Here is a 19,118-nt window from a genome sequence, read left to right as displayed (position 1 = left end):
GCGCCCTTCAGAAGTCGCGCTTATAGAAAATATCCAGCGAACTGGCCAGGCCGCTCGCCGCCTCAAGGTAAACCCTCTTGCTCAGTTTGTAGCGCAACGCAATGGTATTGGCCGGCTCGAACACCCCTACCCCATATCGCAGGCTCAGCTTCTCGGTCAGGTTGCCGCTGGCCACCACACTGGTGGTATTGCCCGAGCCCTCGGTGTCCAGCTGGAAGTCGTCAATCCCCAGGCTGGACGCGATGCTGCCGGTAACCCCTGCGCTGCCCGCCAGGCCCAGGCCCAGGGCCGCCTCGGCCAACATGTTGTTGTCCTCGCCCGAAGTGCCCAGCGGGCGGCCCAGCACCAGGTAGGACAGGGCCTGTTCCTGGCTCATCGCCGGTTCCGAAAACACTTGGGTGGTAGGCTGCTCGGCACTCCCGCTCAGGCGGATACCGGCGATCACGTCATCAACTTGGCGGATGGCCTCGATGTCCAGGTAGGGCTGGTCGATGGGCCCGGCGAACAGCAAGCGCGCTCGGCGGATGGTCAGGCGCTGACCATAGGCGCGGTAACGTCCGTCAGCCAGGCTCAACTCACCACGGGTGTCCATGTTATCGCCGATGTGTACATGGCCGAGCAAGTTGGCGGTAAGCCCAAACCCGCTGAACGACAGTTTGTCCTGCCCCACTTCGACATCTATGTCCATGGCCATCGCCATCGGCGTTTTGCCTTCCTCGGTCTGGTGGCCGACGATGACCGTGTCGTCGGATACCTTCACGGTCGATGGCGGCAGCTCGCGCACCGTGATCTTGCCCTTGGGCACCTGCACCTTGCCGGACACCGCCAGTTTGTCGTCGATCAGGCGCAGGTTCAGGTCAGGCGCGACTTCAAGCGTTGCATAGGGTTCTACGGTCACCGGCAACTGCTGGCCCTGCAGGCGCAGGTTCATGCCCAGGGCCTGGCCCCAGGTCAGGTCGCCGCTCAGCCGGCCACGGCCCGCCTCGCCACTGCGCCAGCCACCGTTCAGCTGAACCTGCTCGCCAGCGATCAAGGCTTGCAGCGACAGGTCCTGCAAACTGACGGGCAACTCAGCACCACTGACCTCGCCACCACTGAGCATCAGGTTGCCGTTGACTTTGGGCGCCAGCAAGGTGCCGGACAACTGGCCACTGCCATTCAATTGGCCTGCCAGCCGCTCGACCATCGGTACGAAAGGCCGGGCAACCGACAGGTCCAGGCCGGCGAGGCGGAAGTCACCCGACAAGGGCTTGTCCTTGCCCAGCGGGTCGAGACGGGCGTTGAGGCGCAACTCGCCAAGGCGCTCGCCACGGAAATTCAGCTGCGTATCGATGCGCCGAGGCGCCAGGGTGCTGTCCAGGCGCAGCGCCTGGTAAGGGAAGTCGATCCAGCGCCCATTGTCCCGCACCCGCAGCGTGCCGCCGCTGGCATCGACGCGCACGGTCCCCTTGGGGCCGCTGGCCGGGATGTCCAGATTGACGTCAGCGTTGAGCAGCCCCTGCCAGGCGAAATCCTTCGGCAACCATTGAGCCAGGCTGTCCAGCGGGAACTGTTTGAGGTGATAACGCAGGCGCGGCTCCGGTGCCAGGCGTTGGTCCTCGCCACACAGGCTGGCCTGACCGGAGCGCCAGCAGTGGGCGCCGAAGTCCAGTTGGCCGCTGGCCAGGCGCTGCAGGCGAGCCGGCGCCTGCAATTGCCAGTCCTGGCCACCGGCCTGGACTCTGCCGCTGGCCAGCCGCCCACGCCAGTCGCCCTTGCTCAACTGGCCGTCGAGCCCCAGGTCAAGCTTCAGCAGCGGGCCATCGAGCCCCAGGGTCAGGGCTTGCTGGCGGATATCGCCCTTGCCGTTGGCCTGCAAGGTGCCCAGCACCGTATCGCCCAGGCGGATGCCACTGGCCTTGAGGTCGACCAGCCCACGCTGGGCGTTGTCCAGGCGTGCGTTGAGGTCAAGACGCTGGATCCGGTTCTGCTCCTGCGCCAACTGCTGCCCTTGCAGGGTCAGGGTACCTTGGGGAGCGCTGAGCGTGCCGCTGGCATCCAGCCGCCCTTTTACCTGGCCTTGCAGCCCGGGCCACAGCTGCCCGAGCCGGGGCAGGTCGAGGTCGACACGCCCGGCCAGGCGCTGTTGCAGGCTGCCACTGCCGTTGATGCGGTTGTCGCCCAACTGCACGGCCAGCGTACCGAGGGTCCAGCGCTGGCCGGCGCCTTCGGCCTGTACCTTGAGCATTGCCGGCTGGCCGCGCAGGCGCCCCTTCAGGTCAAGCTGGGCATCGAGGTTGAGCTGCTCACCCTTCATTTCACCTTTGCTGCGCAACGGGCCAGCCAAGGTGCCGGGCAGTTCGGCGAGCCAGTAGGCAGGGTCGAGTGCCGACAGCTGCAGGTCAACGTCCCAGGCCAAGGTATCGGCAAAGCGCACCGCGACACTGCCGGCAGCCTTGCCTTGCCCGGCCGTCAGGGCCAACTGCGGCAGGCGCACCTGGCCAAGGTCACCCTCGAAGGGGCTGGCCAGGGTAAAGGCCCCAGCCGGGCCGTCGAGGTCGCCATTGAACGTCCCCTGGTAACTGCCATCGCGGTATTGCACCTGCGCGGTCAAGCGCTTGAGCGTGACCTCTGGCGGCGTGTCCAATGGGTACAAACGCAGCCAAGGGAAATCCTGCCAATCGAGCTGGGCATTGGCCGCCAGGCCTTGCTGCCAGTCGGCGCTGGCCTGCAGCTTCAGGTGCTGGGCGTCGCTTGCAACAAGGTCCAACGCCTGGATGTCCGCCCCTTTGGCATCTACCTTGCCGTTGAGCAGCAAGGCGACCGGTGCCTGTTCGGCCGGCAGGCTGGCGCTACCAGACACCTGATACCCCTTGAGCAGATCGCCCTCGGCGTCGAGCTTGAGCTGGTTGAGCTGCAGCGTATCCGGTAGCGTCTGCGCGGGTTTGAAGGCATCGGAGCGCAGTTGCAACCTGGCTGGCAAGTGCTCGGCCAGTGCCTGCAACTCACCGGTCAGACGCGCGTTGAGATAGCCGCTGCTGGTCGCATCCAGTTCGAGGGTTTTCTGCAACTCGCCCTTGGCGGTAAGTGCAAGTTGCCAGGCCTGCCCTTGCACGGCTGGCAGTTGCACCTGCCCCTGCAGTTGCACCGGCCAGTCCCCCTCGGGCTGCAGATCGCCCTGCACATTCACGTGCAGGTCGTCGCGCTGCAGTTGCAGGCTGTCGATCTTCAGCCCTGTGGCAGTCCAGTGCGCCGCCAGGTGCAGATCGCCGAGCAGGTCGCTGCCATCGAGGCGCACCTGGCCAACCTTGATGTCACCCAGCTCGATGGCCACCGGCAGCCGCAAAACCGGTAACTGCAGCGGCCCGCTGTCAGCAGGTTGATCGCTCGGCGCGAATGCCATGTCGATCCGCTGGGCATGCAGTTGATCGATGCACAGCGTTGCCCGTAACAAACAGCCAGGCGTCCAGTTCAGCAGCGGAGCTTGCACGTCGACGCGGCTGCCGCCGTCAACCCAGGTCAACTGGCTCGCCTGCCAGCGGCCCGCAAGGTGCCCTTGAAAATCACTGACCTGCAAACCTGGCACGCGCCCGAGTACCCAACGGCTGCCACCTTCGGTGGCCAGTAATGCCCCCAGCGCCAGAACAACCAGCAACACGCTGCCGAGCAGGCCCAGCAGAATGAATTTGAACACACGCATCACAGCTCTGGCCCCATGGAGAAATGCAGGCGGATACCACCGTCGTCATCGAGGGCCTTGGCCAGGTCGAGGCGCAATGGCCCGACCGGCGAAACCCAGCGCACGCCGAAACCGACCCCGGTCTTGAGGCTCGGCAGCTCCAGCGTGTTGAACGAATTGCCCTGGTCGACGAACGTCGCCACACGCCACTTCTCGGTCAGCGAATACTGGTATTCGACGCTGCCTGCGACCAGATAACGGCCACCGATACGGTCGCCGTCGCTGTTCTTAGGCGACAGCGTCTGATAGTCGTAGCCACGCACGCTCTGGTCGCCACCGGCGAAGAAACGCAGCGAGGGCGGGATGTTGTTTTTGTAACCGTTGGTGGCGCTGCCTCCGAACTGCAACCTGCCGAGCAAGCGGTGGTTGTGCCCGAGCGTGGTCAGGCCCTTGAGCAGTACGTTGCCATGCAACAGGTTGGTGTCGGACACCAGCCCTTCCTTGGCCACCTGGGTATCGAATTGCAGGCGGTAGCCGTTGTGCGGGTCAATGCGGTTGTCGCTGCGCAAGTAAGAGAAACTTACGCCCGGCATAAGCAGGTTGCTCAGGCCTGAATCGTCGCCAAGGCGATACTCTTCGCGCTGGTACTTGAGCGAGATCACGCGCTGCCAGCCACTGGGCAGCTTGCTGTGCCATTCGGGCCCCACGGTCAGCAGCTTGCTGAGTGTGTCTGTGCCGGCGATCTCTTCATTCTGATAGCCGCCAGCGAAACGCAACTTGTCGGTCAGGGGTGGGTCAAGGGGTACGTCGTACCACAGCCCGACGTTTTGCCGGGGGGCAGAAAGCTCTGTCTCCCAGCCGTAGCTATGGCCTTGGGCGTTGACCCAGTGGCGCGTCCAATTGGCTTTGCCGCGAGGCCCGACATCCGTCGAGAAGCCCAGACCAAGGCCCATGGTCCGCGGTTTGCGGGTATCGAGGCGTACGTCCACAGGAATTTGCTCGGCCACTGCTGCAGTGGGCGCGGCATCGACCCTTACACCTTCGAAATAACCGCTGGACTGCAGGTCATTGTTCAGTTCCGCGATCAACTCGGAGTCGTAGGGCGTGCCCGGTTTGAACGACACCATCCGCTGCAGCAGGTCTTCGTCCAGCGGGGTATCGCCACTGAACCTGACCGCCCCCAAGCGATAGCGTGGGCCGCTCTGATACACCAGTTCGATATCGGCCACCCCGGCCTGCGGGTCGACGGCCAGGCGCTGACGGGTGAAATGCCCGCTGAAGAAACCGTAGCGTGAGGCCTGGTTCTGGATCAGCCGCTTGGCATCCTCGTAAAGCCCATGGTTGAGTTGCTCACCAGCGCGCAGGGCTTTGCTGTCAGGTACGCGAAACGCCTTCATCTCGCTGGCAGGCCCCTCGATGCGCACGGTCACGTTGCGCAGGCGCACAGGCTCGCCCGGTTCGATATGAAGGATCAGCTTCGCAGGTTCGTCGGCCCTGGCAGAAGGCCTGACCTCGCTGTCGATCTGAGCCTGGTAGTAACCCAGCGCTTGCGCCGCTTTTCGCGCCTGCTCCTGAGCCCCGCGACTGAAGCGCAACAGCGCCTCTTCATCGCGGTCCCCAAGGGTACCTACATAGCCTTCGACATTGGCTTTGAGCGCCTTGTTGGCAGGCTTTACCTGCACCAGCAATTCGCTCTGCCCCCATGCTGTGAAACTGGCAACCCAGAAAACCAGGCCCCAAGTCAGTCTTCCTGAATACGTCATGCGGCGCATGCTACCAGAGCCAGGCGCTCAAGGGAGCCGCCTGGCGAGCTTTCAAGCAGTCGGGGAAACTGAAGGTAACGGACAGGGATGAAAAAACACCCGTTCACGGATTGGCCCTACAGCCACCTCACCAATCTCCTGATACCCCTGGCGCTCATAGAACGGGAGGTAATGCTCGTTACCCGAATCCAGCACCACGCCTTGAGTGTTGGGGTCTTCTGCACACCAGTCGTGTACGGCTTGTAACAATTGTTCGCCGTAGTGCTGACCGCGAAACGCTGGATGCACCCCCAGAAGCGGCAACATGTGAACCTGCGGTGTTGGCAGGCAGCCGACCAGCGCCGCCTGGTACTCCATGTAACGTCGCGTGCAGCGTTGCCCGGTGCCCAGCAGCATGCGCAGACGCCAGGCCCAGCTGTCGGCCACGCCCAGGCGGCGCTGCGGCGGTACGATCAGTGCCAATGCGATCAGGCGGTCATCCAGCAACAGGCCAATGGCCGGCAACTGCAGGTAGAAATGCTGACGAACCCACTCGCGCACCATCACGCGCAACCGTCGTTCGTAGCCAGGGCGCTGGGCCTCGAAGATGTAGGCGAAGGTGGGGTCGTTCAGATAAGCGTTGTACAGCAGTGAGCGGGCCTCACGGCTGTAGCCGTCATCGAGTGTGCAGACGCGAGCCTGGGCGGCGGTGGCTTCGGGCATTGCGGGCAGACCTCCTGGAGTGGGCATACAGTGCCTTGGAGGAGCCCGGCGGCGCATCGTTCCCCCGTGAGTGCACGTTAGCAGCGCCTCGGCGAAGCCGCCACGCTGGTGATCAGGGGCGATGTCGGCTAGCATCCGACCTTTTTACCGGGATTGTCTTTCCATGAAGATCGTCTGTTTCAACATCAACGGCCTGCGGGCCCGCCCGCACCAGCTGGCGGCCCTGATCGAAAAGCACCAGCCGGACGTGATCGGCCTGCAGGAAACCAAGGTCAGCGACGATCAGTTCCCCTTGGCCGACGTTCAGGCCTTGGGCTATCACGTGCACTACCACGGGCAAAAAGGCCACTACGGCGTCGCCCTGCTTTCGCGCCAGCCGCCGCTGAGCCTGTTCAAAGGCTTCGCCACGGACGAAGAAGACGCGCAGCGCCGTTTCATCTGGGGTACGTTCGCTGATGCCAATGGCACCCCGATCACCATCATGAATGGTTACTTCCCGCAGGGCGAAAGCCGCGACCACCCCACCAAATTCCCGGCCAAGCAGCGTTTCTACAGCGACCTGCAGGCGTTGCTGGAGGGGCAGTTCCAGCACGACCAGCCCGTGCTGGTGATGGGCGACATGAACATCTCGCCCCAAGACTGCGACATCGGTATCGGCCCTGACAACGCCAAGCGCTGGTTGAAAACAGGCAAGTGCAGCTTCCTCCCCGAGGAGCGCGAGTGGATGGAGCGCCTCAAGGGCTGGGGGCTGGTGGACAGTTTCCGCCACCTGCATCCTGAGGTAACGGACCGCTTCAGTTGGTTCGACTACCGTAGCCGCGGCTTCGAGGACGAACCCAAGCGTGGGCTGCGCATCGACCTGATCATGGCTTCGCAGCACCTGGTGCCGCGGATCAAGGCAGCGGGTGTGGACTATGAGCTGCGCGCGATGGAAAAACCCTCCGACCATGCGCCGATCTGGCTGGAGTTGAGCTGACCGGCTTGGCGCGATGCGGGCACTGTGGTGAATGGCACCGGCTTCGCCGGTGATCGCCGGCAAGCCGGCTCCCACAAGGATCGCGCCAGCTTTTCGATTCCTCTCACAGGGGGGGACTGTCGTACCCAATTGCTAAAAGTTGACGCGATTCTTTTTGTGGGAGCCGGCTTGCCGGCGATGAGGCCCGCCCTGCCAGCGACCGACTAACCGGCAAGACCAACGAGTTTCCGGGCCAACCGCTCTCACAGAAGTTGCGTCAACTTCCAGAAATTGGGTAAGGCTGTTACTCCAGCGCACACGTTGCTCAATGGCCCGTGACCGGGCTTACCCAACCCTAAAGGCCCGAACGCAAGGCCTCCCCCACCCCGGCCCCGCGCACATCATCCGCCGCACTGACCAAGGCAAAGTTGTAGGCCCCATGCGACCAGTACCTCGCCTCCAGTTGGCCATCGACACGCTGCCCTTGCGGCATGCGTTCGAAACGCTCGCCAGGTGAGCGCAGGAACAGGCTGATGCGCTGCCCTTGGCGGTCCTGGAACACCAGCAACGCCGCAGGCCCTTGCTCATTACTCAACAATCGTGCCCCCACAGGCTGGAACCCGTAACCGGTCAAGTCAGGCAATTGCCCCACCCTGCTGAAATGCCTGCCCAGCCAGTCGCGCAACTGCGTGGGGTCACTGGCCTGGATATCCAGCGCCTCACTGCCGGCGAACAAACGATGCGCCTGGACCGCATCGGCCATGGGCAACGCGCTCCCTGCCAACGTGACCTGCCGCGCCTGCCAACCACCCACCCCGCCCACGCCCAGGGCCAGCAGCAGCACTGCAGCCGACGCCAGGCGCCGCTGGCGCCGTTGACGCACACGCCGTTGCAACTGGCCGAGATCCAACTGCGCCCCGGGTTGATCACCGAACCCGGCCAGGGCCGTGCGCAAGCGCCGAGCGTCGTTGAGCCAGCCCTCTATACGTGCAGCTTGCTGAGGGTTGGCCGCCAGCCAGGCCTGCACCTCGGCACGCCGCGTCGGCTCGAGTCGATCATCAACGTAGGCATGCAACTCGTCTTCGCTGGGTATCAGGCGCGTCATTTCAGTCTCCGCAGAGCCGGGGGCTGGGGGTTGCCCTCGGTCAGTTCACGCAGGGCGGCACGGGCACGTGACAGGCGCGACATCACCGTGCCGATGGGGATGCCGAGTGTCTGGGCCGCCTCTTTGTAGCTCAGCCCTTCGACACTCACCAACAGCAGCAAGGCACGCTGCTCGGTCGATAGCCGGGCGAAGGCTTGCAGGTCGGCCTGGGCCAGAACGATGCTTTCGATGTTGCCGCCGAGTGCTTCGCTTTCCTGTTCCGCCCGGCCGAACCACGATAACCAGCGGTTGTGCAGGCGCTCACGGCGTTTACCGTCAAGAAACAGCCGGTAAAGAATGGTGAACAACCAGGCACGCAGCGCATCGGCATCACGTTGCTGGGTGCTGCGGCTAAGGGCTCGCTCCACCGTGGCCTGCACCAGGTCGTCGGCGCTGCCCGGTTCGCGGCTCAGCCACAAGGCAAAGCGGCGCAGGCGCTGCAGCAACTCGCGCCACTGCTGTTCGTCCAGGTCGTGCATGGCAAGGTACCGGCTCGGGGGTGGTCAGTGTATGGGGCAGACGCTCCGCCACAAAATATATTCCCACCCATGGAATAAATATTTCCCAGCCCCGTCGTACCGGCATCTTCACAGAACCGGATGAACACCATGAACTCACCCTTGCACGGCCCGGACAAGGCCCTGCGCCTGGCCGGCATTGGCGCCGTGATGCTGGCCCTGGGCGCAGGCTTTGCCTACGCCGCAGGCTGGATCGGCGGGCCAGAGCTGACCCCGCAACGCATCATCGACACCTTCGAAGCCCAGGCCGGCCACTATCCCGGCTATCGCAAGAACCACGCCAAGGGCCTGTGCGTGAGCGGCTATTTCCAGCCCAGCGGCCAGGCCGCCGCGCTGTCGACAGCACGCGCGTTCACCCAGGATCGCGTACCGGTCATCGGCCGTTTCGCCATCGGTGGCGCCAACCCCTTCGCCCCCGATACCGGCGTCCCGGTGCGCAGCCTGGCCATTGAGCTGAGCACCGACGACGGTCAAGTCTGGCGCACTGGGATGAACAATCCGCCCGTGCTGGCGATCAGCACGCCACAAGGGTTTTACGACCAGGTGCTGGCCAACGCGCCCGACCCTGCTACCGGCAAGCCGGACCCGGCAAAGCAGCAGGCCTTCTTTGCCGCCCACCCGGAAAGCGCCGCCTTCCGCCAATGGGCCGCAAGCTACAAACCCAGCGACAGTTTTGCCAACACCCAGTATCACAGCATCAATGCCTTCCGCCTGATCGATGCCAGTGGCGCTGCGCACCCAGTGCGTTGGCAGCTGGAGCCGCAAACGCCTTTTGCGGCCTTGCCCGGCAAGGTCGACGACAAGCAGTTCCTGCAGCATGACCTGCAGCAACGCCTGAACCAAGGCCCGTTGCGTTGGACCCTGCGCCTGGTATTGGCCAACCCCGGCGATGCGCAGGACGACCCGGCCCAGCCCTGGCCCGCCGAGCGGCGCAGCGTCGATGCCGGCACCCTGGTCATTGAACAGGTGGATGCACCGGAGCAAGGCGCCTGCCGTGACGTGAATTTCGACCCGTTGATCCTGCCCAGCGGCATCCAGCCCTCCAATGACCCGATCCTCGCTGCCCGTTCGGCGGCCTACTCGGAATCCTTCAACCGCCGCAGCCGCGAAGCCCTCGGCGCAGGAGCCCGCCCATGAAACCTGAAGCCTTCCACCCCCTCGCCCGCCTGGTGCATTGGCTGATGGCGGTTCTGATCATCGCCATGCTGTTCATTGGCGTGAGCATGGTGGGCGACCTGTCGCTGCGCCACCCCGTGCTGGTAGAGTTGCACAAGGCCACGGGCCTGGCCCTGCTGCTTCTGGTGATCGTGCGTATCGGCCTGCGCCTGAGCCTGCCCCACCCCCCTCTGCCACAGGAACTGCCCGCGCTGCAGCGGGTCGCTGCAGGCGCATCGCACCTGTTGCTCTACGCGTTGATGCTGGCAATGCCGCTGTTGGGTTGGGCCATGCTCTCGGCAGGCGGGTACCCTCGCCCACTGCAACTGCCCGCGATCGCCCCCCACGACCTGCAACTGTACGCAATACTGCGCCAGGCGCATGGCTGGGCCGGCTACCTGCTGTTCGCTACGGTGCTGGTGCACCTGGGCGCCGCGCTGATGCATGCGCTGGTGCGCCGGGACGGGGTATTGCGTAGCATGTGGCCAGGGCCGCTGCGCCGCAGTGACTGACGGCAGGTGGTGCATGGGCAGCCCCGACAACCGATGAATGTTCCCATCCATTTGCACGCCGTCTGCCCAACTGCCCTGGAATGCCCAATGAATGTCGCGAAGGACCCTGCCACCCTGACCCCCGCCAGCACACTGGACACGCGCCCGTTGCTGCTGGCCAACATGGCCTGCACCATGGCGATGATGGCCTTCGTCGCCTTGATCGGGCCCATCGCCCGCCTGCTCGGCATGGCCACCTGGCAAGCCGGCGCTGCGGTGACCGTATCGGGTGTGGTGTGGGTGCTGCTGGCCCGCCCATGGGGGCGCGCAGCTGATCGACTGGGCCACCGCCGCATCCTGTTGCTGGGCAGTGCTGGCTTCACGCTGGCGTACTGGCTGCTGTGCCTGTTCGTCGAAGGCGCTTTGCGCTGGCTGCCAGGGGCTACCTTGGCGTTCGTCGGCCTGATGCTCGCGCGCGGCTGTATCGGCGCCTTCTACGCGGCCATTCCGGTGGGCTGCAATGCGCTGATCGCCGACCATGTCGGGCCACAGCAGCGTGCCCGTGCCATGGCATCGCTGGGGGCAGCGAATGCTGTAGGCCTGGTATTGGGGCCGGCGCTGGCAGCCTTGCTGGCACGGCACAGCTTGAGCCTGCCCTTTCATGTGATGTCGCTGCTGCCTGCCAGCGCGTTTCTGGTCCTGCTGTTCAAACTCAAGCCGCAACCGCTCGCACATCGCCATACGCCCAGTCCGGTGCACCTGAGCGACCCGCGCCTGCGCCGGCCGCTGCTGGTGGCCTTCAGCGCGATGCTCAGCGTGACGGTGTCGCAGATCATCGTCGGCTTCTTCGCCCTTGACCGCCTGCAACTGGGGCCGGCGGAGGCCGCCCAGGCCGCCGGCATCGCCCTGACCACCGTCGGGGTGGCACTGATCCTGTCACAGGTCATCCTGCGCCAGGTGGAATGGCCACCGCTGAAGATGATCCGCGTCGGCGCCAGCGTTTCGGCACTGGGCTTCGCCGCCGGCTCGCTGGCTACCACCGCGCCATGGCTGTGGGGGTGCTATTTTGTCGCCGCCGCCGGCATGGGCTTTGTTTTCCCGGCGTTCTCGGCACTCGCCGCCAATGCCATGAACGCCGCAGAACAGGGCGCCACTGCCGGCTCCATCGGTGCCGCTCAAGGCATGGGGGCGGTGATCGGCCCGCTGGCCGGGACACTGATCTACGCCCTCGACCCGCGCCTGCCCTTCCTGGTCGTGGCTGTGCTGTTGCTGCTGGTCGGGCTGTGGCCGATGCCGCGCGCGCGGCCCTGACAAGCACAGCGCGCGCGTGCAGAGTGTGTTTTAATGCGCCAATTATTTTTAACACCTCTGATTACAAGGCGGCTATGGACACGGGGACACGACTCAAACTGGTGCGTGAACGCAACAACCTTTCCCAACGCGAACTGGCCCGCCGCAGCGGGCTGACCAACTCGACCATCTCGCAGATCGAGCAAAACCGCGTCAGCCCGTCGGTCAGTTCCCTGAAGAAACTGCTCGAAGGCATCCCCATGACCTTGGCAGAGTTCTTCAGTTTCGACGAGCCGGTACGAGAAGAGCGCTTCGTGTTTCGCGCCAGCGAGCAGCCTGACCTGGGCCGCAATGGCCTGCGCATGCTGCTGGTCGGTGCCAGCGTCGAGGCACGGCAGATGCGCATGCTGCGTGAGTTGTATGCGCCAGGTGCCGATTCGGGTGAACCGATCGTGCATGCCGAAGGCGAGGAATGCGGGCTGGTCACACGAGGGACCGTGGAATTGTGGGTCGATGGCCAGGTCAGCGTTCTCAACTCTGGCGATGGTTACTACATCCCCACCACCCTGCCGCACAGCTTCAAGAACATTGGTCAGGACGAGGCGGAGATCATCAGCGCCAACACACCGGCCAACTTCTGACTCAAGGGCCAATGGTCCGGGCTGTTCGCGTGTGACGCCGCGAACAGCCCGCTGCGCTCAAGGCTTGAGTGCATCGGCCACGAAGTCCAGACGATCCTGGCCAAAGTACATCTGCCCGTCGACAAAACAGGTCGGTGCGCCGAACACCCCTCGCTCCACAGCCTCCTCTGTCGTCTGTTTCAATGCCGCCTTCACCTCTGCGTCGCCAATCAGCACCTGAAATTCAGCGGCGCTAAACCCCGCATCTGCCAGCACCTGCTCCAATACGGCGGCATCCCCCAGGTTGCGCCGTTGAACCCATAACCCGTTGAACAGCGCCGCCAGCAAGGTTTCGAAGCGTTCCGGGGCGCGCAGCTGCGTGCCCACCAGGCCGCGCATCAAAGCCAAGGTGTTGATGGGGAACCCAGGCGGGAGCCCGAACGGCACCCCATAGCGCGCGGCGAACCGCCCCAGGTCGGTGAACATGTATCGCCCCTTGGCGGGGATCATCGCTGGCGACGCGTTGCCTGTGGCCTGGAACACAGCGCCCAGCAACATCGGCCGGTACTGCAACGTTGCGCCATGGCGGGCGCACAGTGCCGGTAGCTGGGTCCAGGCCAGATAGCTGGCGGGGCTACCCAGGTCGAAGAAAAACTCCACGGTCTTGCTCATGCAACGCACTCCTTTTCAGGGTAGGCCTTACCAGCGCTCCATCCACGGGCGCAGGTCGAGTTCGAAGGTCCAGGCGTCGCGGGGCTGCGCGTGCAGGAACCAGTAGTTGTCGGCGATGTGCGCCGGATCCAGAACACCGTCCTGATCCTTGAGGGCGTAAAGGTCGGGGAAACTGTCGCGGATGAACGCGGTGTCGATGCCGCCATCCACTACCACATGGGCAACGTGGATATTGCGCGGCCCTAACTCACGCGCCATGCTTTGCGCCAAGGCCCGCAGGCCATGCTTGGCACCGGCAAAGGCAGCAAACCCGGCTGCGCCACGGGTGCCAGCGGTGGCACCGGTGAACAGGATCGTGCCGCGCTCACGCACGACCATGCGCCTGGCCACCGCCTGGGCGGTCAGAAAGCCTGCGAAGCAGGCCATTTCCCAGATCTTGAAGTATTTGCGCGGTGTTTCGTCAAGGATGCTGCAGGGCACATTGGCGCCGATATTGAAAACAAAGGCTTCGATCGGGCCAATGTCGCGCTCGATGGTCTCGACAAGCTCAGCGACCTCGTCTTCCTTGCGTGCATCGGAGGCGAAACCCTGTGCCTGCCCGCCTGCAGCGCGGATCTCGTCCACCAGCGGTTGCAGCTTGTCGGCCTGGCGCCGAGTGACGCAGGCGAAATACCCCTCACGGGCAAACCGCTTGGCGATTTCGCCCCCAGTGGCATCCCCCGCACCGACCACCAGCACCACTTTTCGTTGTTCTGTCATGCGTGCCCCCATTGGTGAACGATCGTTTAGTAAACGAACGCTATGTTATGATCACCGCCATCGTCAAGCCGCGCGTGAGGCTTTCAAGTGCGCTACTCAACCGACCACAAGCAACAAACCCGTGACAAGCTGCTTGCCAGCAGCGGCGCGCTGGCCAAGCGTGGTGGTTTTGCCAGCACTGGCGTGGCCGGGCTGATGAAGGCCATCGGCCTGACCGGCGGTGCCTTCTACAACCACTTCCCGTCCAAGGACGACTTGTTTACCGAAGTGGTCCGCCAGGAGCTGTGCAACAGCCCGCTGGCACGCCTGGCCAACCAAGGCGCCAGCCGCGAGCGCTTGGCGCGCTGCCTGCAGCAGTACCTGAGCCTGGCGCATCTGCACAATGCCGAGGGCGGCTGCCCGCTGCCGCCGTTGGGGGTGGAAATCGCCCGCGCTGAACGGCCGGTACGTGAAGAAGCCGAGCACTGGCTGGTGAGCCTGCACAGTGCATGGAGCCAGACGCTGGAGGATGAAGCCTTGGCCTGGGTACTGATCAGCCAGTGTGTCGGGGCGCTGGTGGTCGGGCGGATGCTGGCTAGCGAGACGGTTCAAAGCCAAGTGTTAGAGGCCAGCCGAAGCCACGTCGAAAGGGCTCTGAATGAGAGCGGCTAGCCTGCTGTGCGCCCTGTTGCTGAGCACTGCGGCCTCTGCCGAACAGGTGTGCCCACCGGGGCAGTACCCAGTCTGCCTGATGGGCTGCTTCTGTGCGCCGATCGACCCCGGCCAGGTGCTCAAGGACGTCGAGGTCATGGCCGCCAGTAGCCTGGCCTTCGGCTTGCGCCAGGCGCGCGATGAAGCAACCGCCAGCGGCAGTGAACCGATCCCCTTGCACATACGGGCCCAGCTCGAAGGCTGGTATGACTTCGCCGTGCTCGATGCCGCGCGCTTTCGGGTTGGCGACGAGCAGCAGATCAGCGCTGCCAACGCCCTGCTGCAAAACCCGGATGTGAACGCGGTAACGCTGATCGACACGATCATCTTCCGCCATGCCCGCGATGCCGAGGACAACGTGGCCCTGTGGGCGCATGAACTCAAGCATGTGCAGCAGTATCAGGAACTGGGGGTGGAGGAATTCGCCCGGCGCTATACGCGCAACTACCAGGCGCTGGAAGAGCCCGCCTACAAGGTCGAGGCCGAGGTCAGCAAAGCCTTGCGTCAGCGCAGTTCGGGGCAGGCACGTTAGTCGATACCGGCCTGGTCCGAGCCAGGCCCACGCAGGCCGGTATCGATGACTCATCACGAGGAAGCTGCAGCCGCCTCGCCTTCCTCCACTCGGCTTGCATACCGCTGTGCCAGCACCGCACACACCATCAACTGGATCTGATGGAACAGCATCAGCGGCAAGATCATGGCCCCGATGCCACTGCCCACGAACAGCACCTGCGCCATTGGCACGCCCGTAGCCAGGCTCTTCTTGGACCCTGCAAACAGAATGGTGATGCGGTCTTCAAGGCTGAACCCCAGCACCTTGCCCAGCAGCCGCGTGCCGAACAGCACCACCGCCAGCAGGATCCCGCACACGGCGAACAAGCCTGCAAGATGCTGTGGCGATACGGTGTGCCACAAGCCCGTCACCACCGCCTCACTGAACGCGGTGTAGACCACCAGCAGGATCGAACTCTGATCGACCAGTTTGAGCCAGCGCGCATTGCGCTTTACCCAGGCCCCGATCCAGCGGCGCGCGATCTGCCCGGCGACGAAGGGTACCAACAGTTGCAGGGTGATTTTCAGCACGGCGTCCAGCCCCGAACCGGTTTCCCCTCCGGCCCCCAGCAACAGCATCACCAGCAGCGGTGTCAGGAAGATCCCGATCAGGCTGGAGGCCGCTGCACTGCAAATGGCTGCCGGCACGTTGCCGCGGGCCAACGACGTGAAGGCGATCGCCGACTGCACGGTGGCCGGCAAAGCGCACAGGTACAGCACGCCCAGATACAACTCGTTGCCCACCAGTGGCACGAACAGTGGCTTGAACGCCAGGCCAAGCAATGGGAACAACACGAAGGTGCAGGAGAACACCAGCAAGTGCAGGCGCCAGTGCCCCGCCCCGGCGATAATCGCCTCGCGTGACAGTTTGGCACCGTGAAGGAAGAACAGCAGGCCGATGGCCAGGTTGGTCAACCAACCGAAATACACCGCGCCATCGCCAGAACAGGGCAGCACGGTGGCGATCAGCACCACCCCGAGCAGGGCCAGGGTGAAGTTGTCGAACAACATGCGCAAATGCTTCATAACAGTTTCCATCTTGTCGTTGTGCAAGGGCAGACGATAAGGTTTCGGGCTTTATTCCGCTAACGCCGGAACCCCCATCGGTGTCGCTGAACGGACACAGCCTGAAAGGATCTTCGTATGCACTTCGCTTCCCTGACTGCCGCCGCCGCGCTGGCCTTGATTGCCGCCCCTGCAAACGCAGCCGATCCGCTGCAGGCTCAGGTGGACGCCATCATCCACCCACTGATGCAGGAGCAGGACATCGCCGGCATGGCCGTAGGGCTGTACGTCGACGGCAAAGCGCACTACTTCAGCTACGGCGTGGCCAGCAAGGCCGACGACAGGGCTATCACCGCCGATACGCTGTTCGAGATCGGTTCCCTGAGCAAAACCTACACCGCCACCCTTGCCGCACTGGCCAGCGCCGAAGGCAAGCTCGATCTCGACGCCCCGGCCCAACGCTACCAGCCAGCGCTTGCCGGCACGGCGCTGGGCAAGGCCAGCGTGCTCGAACTGGGGGCTTACAGCGCCGCGTGCCTGCCCCTGCAGTTCCCTGACACTGTGCAGACTGATGCGCAAGCGCTGGAGTTCTTCCGAACCTGGAAGCCTCGTGCCGCACACGGCACCCAACGCTGCTATTCGAACCCAAGCCTTGGGCTGTTCGGTGACCTGGCGGCACGTGCGCAGCAGCAGCCATTCGCTGAACTGATGAGCAAAAGCCTGTTGCCGCAAATGGGCCTGAAGCATACCTACCTTCAGGTACCTGCCAGCGCGCAGGGCCTCTATGCCCAAGGGTATGACGCGCAAAACCGGGCGGTGCACGTCAACCCGGGCCCGTATGCCGATCAGGCCTATGCAATCAAGACCAGCGCCAGCGACCTGCTGCGCTACGTGCGGCTGCACATGCAGCCAGCCGAGCTATCGCCTGCGTTGAGAAACGCGGCCGCCATCACCCAGTCGGGCTATTTCCAGGTCGGCGCAATGACCCAAGGCCTGGGATGGGAACGCTACCCCTACCCCACAGCGCTCGATACGCTGGTCGATGGCAACAGCTCACGGATGGTTCGGGAGCCTCAGCCCACCCAGCGCCTTACCCCGACGCGCCCCGCCCTGGCCCAGGCCTGGTACAACAAGACCGGTTCCACAAGCGGTTTTGGTGCCTATGCCGCGTTCATTCCGGCCGAAGGCAAGGCCATCGTGCTTCTCGCAAACCGTAATTATCCCAACGAGGAACGTGTGCGTGCAGCCTACCGGATCCTCTCCCGTATTGGCCGCTGACAGGCGCCTCGAGCAGGATTGTCGGACAAGATGTAGTGACCAAAAATATTCACTACAAAACGGTTGACGCCATTCATCGCGCTTGGGCATGATGAAGCCGTCTCCCCGATCGGGAGCGGTGGCAAGGGTGTTCCAGATGGCCTGCGCGGTAACGCAGGCCATCCGTGGAGAGGGAACTGTCCAAAAGGCAGCGTGAGAAAGCCCCTGTTGCGATGCTGCTGTAGCAGCCTAGGTAGTGCGCTACATGCGGTAGCGCCAACTGTGAAAATCACCAACAAAAACGGGTAATGGGGGCTTTATGATGAACTTGAACAACAATCCCACAATTGACCAACTGGCCCAGCTGTTCGCCATGCGCAAGGACAGCCTCGACGACCACTTGCTGTGGGTCAGCCAAACCGGCGAAGTGCGCCTCGACCGCCTGCCGCCGAATACCGTAGAAGATGAATTCGAAGAGCACCTGCCCAGCATGCGTGCCCGCTTCAAGGTCTACCGCCGTGGCCAGGGCTACGTCGGCAAGAAGGCCGCCGCCGACACCGAGTTCGTTGGCCGCGTGCTGCAGACCCTGCAACAAGAATGGCCCGCCGCCCGTGAGCGGCAGGCAGTCAAGGTGATCGAGCCGCTCAACTGACCCTTCATTGAGTTGCCGCACCACTTCCTGAGCCCGGCCCGCATAGGCCGGGCTTTTTCATGCCTGGCGACGCTGCTGCTGCGGCAACGCCAATGCGCCGGTCGCCAGCGCCCTGGCCCGCTCCACGCCCCATACCAAGGCACGTGTCATGGTCTCACCCGGGCGTGCCGGGTAGTACTCTTCCAGCAACGCTTTGCCACCCTGGCCGTACAGCCCCAGGAACAGCTGCGTGGCGCCCAGCCGAGACAGGCGTACCTGCACATCGATGGTGGTGCCATCGCTCAGCGCTTCATCGTGGCTGCGGCAGTGCAATTGTGCGTCGGCCCACTGCCAGTAAGTTTCTTCCCTGACCCGCATACAGCGGTGCTCCTTTGCTGAGATCCCCTGGCAGAAGACCACAGCGGCATCGATTCGGCGAGCACAACCGAGCGTTACCATGAGCAAGGTCAAACAACGCATAAAAAAACCCCGCGATAGGTGCGGGGTTATGTGAACGGGGTCACTTTCTCGGCGCGACCCTCGGCGTGAAGCGGCCCTTTTTGCTGCGCTGCAGATGCGCCGGTTGCAGCTGCTCCGAATCATCCAGTGTCATGTGGGCAAAGCCCAGCCGAAACGCTGCCTGACCGCAACGCACCTGGCTGTTGATGGGGAACGCATCATTCATGTCTTCGAAAAAGGACTCGCTCATGCCCTGTCTCCATTTCAGTGGCGACCGCGTCGGCAAAGGAAGGGTTTTGCCTGAAAAACGCAGCCTGTGAAAGTGAGACTAGCCGGTCATTTACGGACTGCCCGGGCAAAACAGCGGGACCCGACCAGTGGCACAATGCCTTTATTTCAGGCGCACAGCGGTGCCCGTGGCGAACACTACGACCATGCCGCCTTGCACTGAGGGCATGCTGATTTCGAAATCCACACCCACCACTGCATCGGCTTGCAACTGCCGTGCCCGGACTTTCAGCTCCTCGGTCGCCTGCTCGCGGGCAAGGCGTAGCGCGCCCTCCAGCGTCTGTGAACGGCCGCCGAAGAAGTCGCGAAAGCGTGCAAAGAAATCGCGCACGAAGTTGATGCCTTGCACCGATTCGGAGCTGACTACGCCAAGGTACTCAGCGATTGGCCGGCCTTCGAGCTGGCTGGTGGTGGAGATGATCATGGGGGCTCCGGTGGCGTGACAAAGAGCCCGAGTCTAACAAAGCATCGGCCCTTCGGGTTTACCCGGGAGGGCCGAACGGCTCTAC

20 protein-coding genes are annotated in these 19,118 nt (G+C 63.8%); 9 read left to right on the top strand and 11 right to left on the bottom strand.

The window, feature by feature from the left end; all coding sequences use genetic code 11:
- Positions 1-7: 7 nt before the first annotated feature.
- The 3 genes from ABRP30_RS11450 to ABRP30_RS11440 are packed head-to-tail and all read right to left on the bottom strand — an operon-like array spanning position 8 to position 6,123.
- A complete protein-coding gene (locus ABRP30_RS11450; RefSeq protein ID WP_349974245.1) occupies positions 8-3,682 on the bottom strand; it encodes a translocation/assembly module TamB domain-containing protein in 3,675 nt (1,224 codons plus the stop codon).
- Positions 3,679-5,421: an autotransporter assembly complex family protein gene (locus ABRP30_RS11445; RefSeq protein ID WP_241805927.1), complete on the bottom strand. Its 1,743-nt coding sequence runs from the start codon at positions 5,419-5,421 to the stop codon at positions 3,679-3,681. Before ABRP30_RS11445 ends, ABRP30_RS11450 begins: the two co-directional genes overlap by 4 nt.
- A 51-nt stretch (positions 5,422-5,472) precedes the next feature.
- On the bottom strand, positions 5,473-6,123 hold the full coding sequence (locus ABRP30_RS11440) for a GNAT family N-acetyltransferase (RefSeq protein ID WP_349974246.1): 651 nt from the start codon (positions 6,121-6,123) through the stop codon (positions 5,473-5,475).
- A gap of 163 nt (positions 6,124-6,286) precedes the next feature.
- Between ABRP30_RS11440 and xthA the strand changes: the two genes are divergently transcribed.
- Positions 6,287-7,099 carry an exodeoxyribonuclease III gene (xthA, locus tag ABRP30_RS11435; protein WP_349974247.1) on the top strand — a complete coding sequence of 271 codons (813 nt, stop codon included), beginning with the start codon at positions 6,287-6,289 and terminating at the stop codon, positions 7,097-7,099.
- 334 nt (positions 7,100-7,433) lie between these two features.
- On the opposite strand, the gene ABRP30_RS11430 is transcribed toward xthA, so the two are convergent.
- Complete coding sequence (locus ABRP30_RS11430; protein ID WP_267823371.1) at positions 7,434-8,183, bottom strand: anti-sigma factor; 750 nt, start codon at positions 8,181-8,183, stop codon at positions 7,434-7,436.
- The gene (locus tag ABRP30_RS11425) at positions 8,180-8,701 is read right to left on the bottom strand and encodes a sigma-70 family RNA polymerase sigma factor (RefSeq protein WP_241805798.1); all 522 of its coding nucleotides are present in this window, start codon (positions 8,699-8,701) and stop codon (positions 8,180-8,182) included. Before ABRP30_RS11425 ends, ABRP30_RS11430 begins: the two co-directional genes overlap by 4 nt.
- Before the next feature lie 129 nt (positions 8,702-8,830).
- On the opposite strand from ABRP30_RS11425, the gene ABRP30_RS11420 reads away from it, so the two are divergent.
- The 4 genes from ABRP30_RS11420 to ABRP30_RS11405 all read left to right on the top strand — a co-directional run bounded on the left by ABRP30_RS11420 (position 8,831) and on the right by ABRP30_RS11405 (position 12,317).
- Complete coding sequence (locus ABRP30_RS11420; RefSeq protein ID WP_241805799.1) at positions 8,831-9,877, top strand: catalase family peroxidase; 1,047 nt, start codon at positions 8,831-8,833, stop codon at positions 9,875-9,877.
- On the top strand, positions 9,874-10,407 hold the full coding sequence (locus tag ABRP30_RS11415) for a cytochrome b (protein WP_349974248.1): 534 nt from the start codon (positions 9,874-9,876) through the stop codon (positions 10,405-10,407). The genes ABRP30_RS11420 and ABRP30_RS11415 overlap by 4 nt, the downstream gene beginning before the upstream one ends.
- An 87-nt stretch (positions 10,408-10,494) precedes the next feature.
- Positions 10,495-11,697, top strand: a complete 1,203-nt coding sequence (locus tag ABRP30_RS11410) for an MFS transporter (protein ID WP_349974249.1) — start codon at positions 10,495-10,497, stop codon at positions 11,695-11,697.
- 74 nt (positions 11,698-11,771) lie between these two features.
- The gene (locus ABRP30_RS11405; protein ID WP_012314247.1) at positions 11,772-12,317 is read left to right on the top strand and encodes a cupin domain-containing protein; all 546 of its coding nucleotides are present in this window, start codon (positions 11,772-11,774) and stop codon (positions 12,315-12,317) included.
- Between the two features lie 57 nt (positions 12,318-12,374).
- On the opposite strand, the gene ABRP30_RS11400 is transcribed toward ABRP30_RS11405, so the two are convergent.
- Both ABRP30_RS11400 and ABRP30_RS11395 read right to left on the bottom strand, forming a co-directional pair.
- Entirely contained in the window at positions 12,375-12,968 is a 594-nt protein-coding gene (locus ABRP30_RS11400) for a 2-hydroxychromene-2-carboxylate isomerase (protein WP_349974250.1), read from the bottom strand.
- Between the two features lie 27 nt (positions 12,969-12,995).
- Positions 12,996-13,727 (bottom strand): SDR family oxidoreductase, encoded by a 732-nt coding sequence (locus tag ABRP30_RS11395; RefSeq protein ID WP_241805803.1) that lies wholly within the window; start codon positions 13,725-13,727, stop codon positions 12,996-12,998.
- Between the two features lie 87 nt (positions 13,728-13,814).
- On the opposite strand from ABRP30_RS11395, the gene ABRP30_RS11390 reads away from it, so the two are divergent.
- Both ABRP30_RS11390 and ABRP30_RS11385 read left to right on the top strand, forming a co-directional pair.
- Positions 13,815-14,378: a TetR/AcrR family transcriptional regulator gene (locus tag ABRP30_RS11390; protein ID WP_241805804.1), complete on the top strand. Its 564-nt coding sequence runs from the start codon at positions 13,815-13,817 to the stop codon at positions 14,376-14,378.
- Positions 14,365-14,949 carry a DUF4157 domain-containing protein gene (locus tag ABRP30_RS11385; RefSeq protein WP_267823356.1) on the top strand — a complete coding sequence of 195 codons (585 nt, stop codon included), beginning with the start codon at positions 14,365-14,367 and terminating at the stop codon, positions 14,947-14,949. Before ABRP30_RS11390 ends, ABRP30_RS11385 begins: the two co-directional genes overlap by 14 nt.
- Positions 14,950-15,002: 53 nt before the next feature.
- Here ABRP30_RS11385 and ABRP30_RS11380 read toward each other — a convergent pair whose 3' ends face one another.
- A complete protein-coding gene (locus ABRP30_RS11380) occupies positions 15,003-15,995 on the bottom strand; it encodes a bile acid:sodium symporter family protein (RefSeq protein WP_372490440.1) in 993 nt (330 codons plus the stop codon).
- A gap of 117 nt (positions 15,996-16,112) precedes the next feature.
- Here ABRP30_RS11380 and ampC point away from each other — a divergent pair, with 117 nt between their 5' ends.
- Together ampC and ABRP30_RS11370 are read left to right on the top strand one after the other, a co-directional pair.
- Complete coding sequence (ampC, locus tag ABRP30_RS11375) at positions 16,113-17,252, top strand: class C beta-lactamase (RefSeq protein ID WP_267823352.1); 1,140 nt, start codon at positions 16,113-16,115, stop codon at positions 17,250-17,252.
- 298 nt (positions 17,253-17,550) lie between these two features.
- Positions 17,551-17,883, top strand: a complete 333-nt coding sequence (locus ABRP30_RS11370) for a hypothetical protein (protein WP_241805808.1) — start codon at positions 17,551-17,553, stop codon at positions 17,881-17,883.
- A gap of 57 nt (positions 17,884-17,940) precedes the next feature.
- Here ABRP30_RS11370 and ABRP30_RS11365 read toward each other — a convergent pair whose 3' ends face one another.
- The 3 genes from ABRP30_RS11365 to ABRP30_RS11355 form a co-directional block, all read right to left on the bottom strand.
- Entirely contained in the window at positions 17,941-18,240 is a 300-nt protein-coding gene (locus tag ABRP30_RS11365) for a hypothetical protein (RefSeq protein ID WP_241805809.1), read from the bottom strand.
- 142 nt (positions 18,241-18,382) lie between these two features.
- Positions 18,383-18,571: a hypothetical protein gene (locus ABRP30_RS11360; RefSeq protein WP_012314238.1), complete on the bottom strand. Its 189-nt coding sequence runs from the start codon at positions 18,569-18,571 to the stop codon at positions 18,383-18,385.
- Between the two features lie 141 nt (positions 18,572-18,712).
- Entirely contained in the window at positions 18,713-19,033 is a 321-nt protein-coding gene (locus ABRP30_RS11355) for a YbjQ family protein (protein ID WP_267823348.1), read from the bottom strand.
- Positions 19,034-19,118 lie beyond the last annotated feature (85 nt).

It is taken from the genome of Pseudomonas sp. WHRI 8519, from assembly GCF_040224055.2.
Lineage (GTDB): Bacteria > Pseudomonadota > Gammaproteobacteria > Pseudomonadales > Pseudomonadaceae > Aquipseudomonas > Aquipseudomonas putida_X.
Note: the sequence above shows the minus strand (reverse complement) of the source record. Positions and strands in the feature narration are given on the sequence as shown.

Bases quoted from the DNA above. Each gene is read 5' to 3' on its own strand.
- ABRP30_RS11360 (WP_012314238.1), bottom strand. From the start codon at position 18,571: ATGAGCGAGTCCTTTTTCGAAGACATGAATGATGCGTTCCCCATCAAC.
- ABRP30_RS11365 (WP_241805809.1), bottom strand. From the start codon at position 18,240: ATGCGGGTCAGGGAAGAAACTTACTGGCAGTGGGCCGACGCACAATTG.
- ABRP30_RS11410 (WP_349974249.1), top strand. From the start codon at position 10,495: ATGAATGTCGCGAAGGACCCTGCCACCCTGACCCCCGCCAGCACACTG.
- ampC (WP_267823352.1), top strand. From the start codon at position 16,113: ATGCACTTCGCTTCCCTGACTGCCGCCGCCGCGCTGGCCTTGATTGCC.
- ABRP30_RS11415 (WP_349974248.1), top strand. From the start codon at position 9,874: ATGAAACCTGAAGCCTTCCACCCCCTCGCCCGCCTGGTGCATTGGCTG.
- ABRP30_RS11395 (WP_241805803.1), bottom strand. From the start codon at position 13,727: ATGACAGAACAACGAAAAGTGGTGCTGGTGGTCGGTGCGGGGGATGCC.
- ABRP30_RS11420 (WP_241805799.1), top strand. From the start codon at position 8,831: ATGAACTCACCCTTGCACGGCCCGGACAAGGCCCTGCGCCTGGCCGGC.
- ABRP30_RS11400 (WP_349974250.1), bottom strand. From the start codon at position 12,968: ATGAGCAAGACCGTGGAGTTTTTCTTCGACCTGGGTAGCCCCGCCAGC.
- ABRP30_RS11385 (WP_267823356.1), top strand. From the start codon at position 14,365: ATGAGAGCGGCTAGCCTGCTGTGCGCCCTGTTGCTGAGCACTGCGGCC.
- ABRP30_RS11445 (WP_241805927.1), bottom strand. From the start codon at position 5,421: ATGACGTATTCAGGAAGACTGACTTGGGGCCTGGTTTTCTGGGTTGCC.
- ABRP30_RS11370 (WP_241805808.1), top strand. From the start codon at position 17,551: ATGATGAACTTGAACAACAATCCCACAATTGACCAACTGGCCCAGCTG.
- ABRP30_RS11355 (WP_267823348.1), bottom strand. From the start codon at position 19,033: ATGATCATCTCCACCACCAGCCAGCTCGAAGGCCGGCCAATCGCTGAG.
- ABRP30_RS11440 (WP_349974246.1), bottom strand. From the start codon at position 6,123: ATGCCCGAAGCCACCGCCGCCCAGGCTCGCGTCTGCACACTCGATGAC.
- ABRP30_RS11405 (WP_012314247.1), top strand. From the start codon at position 11,772: ATGGACACGGGGACACGACTCAAACTGGTGCGTGAACGCAACAACCTT.
- xthA (WP_349974247.1), top strand. From the start codon at position 6,287: ATGAAGATCGTCTGTTTCAACATCAACGGCCTGCGGGCCCGCCCGCAC.
- ABRP30_RS11425 (WP_241805798.1), bottom strand. From the start codon at position 8,701: ATGCACGACCTGGACGAACAGCAGTGGCGCGAGTTGCTGCAGCGCCTG.
- ABRP30_RS11380 (WP_372490440.1), bottom strand. From the start codon at position 15,995: ATGAAGCATTTGCGCATGTTGTTCGACAACTTCACCCTGGCCCTGCTC.
- ABRP30_RS11430 (WP_267823371.1), bottom strand. From the start codon at position 8,183: ATGACGCGCCTGATACCCAGCGAAGACGAGTTGCATGCCTACGTTGAT.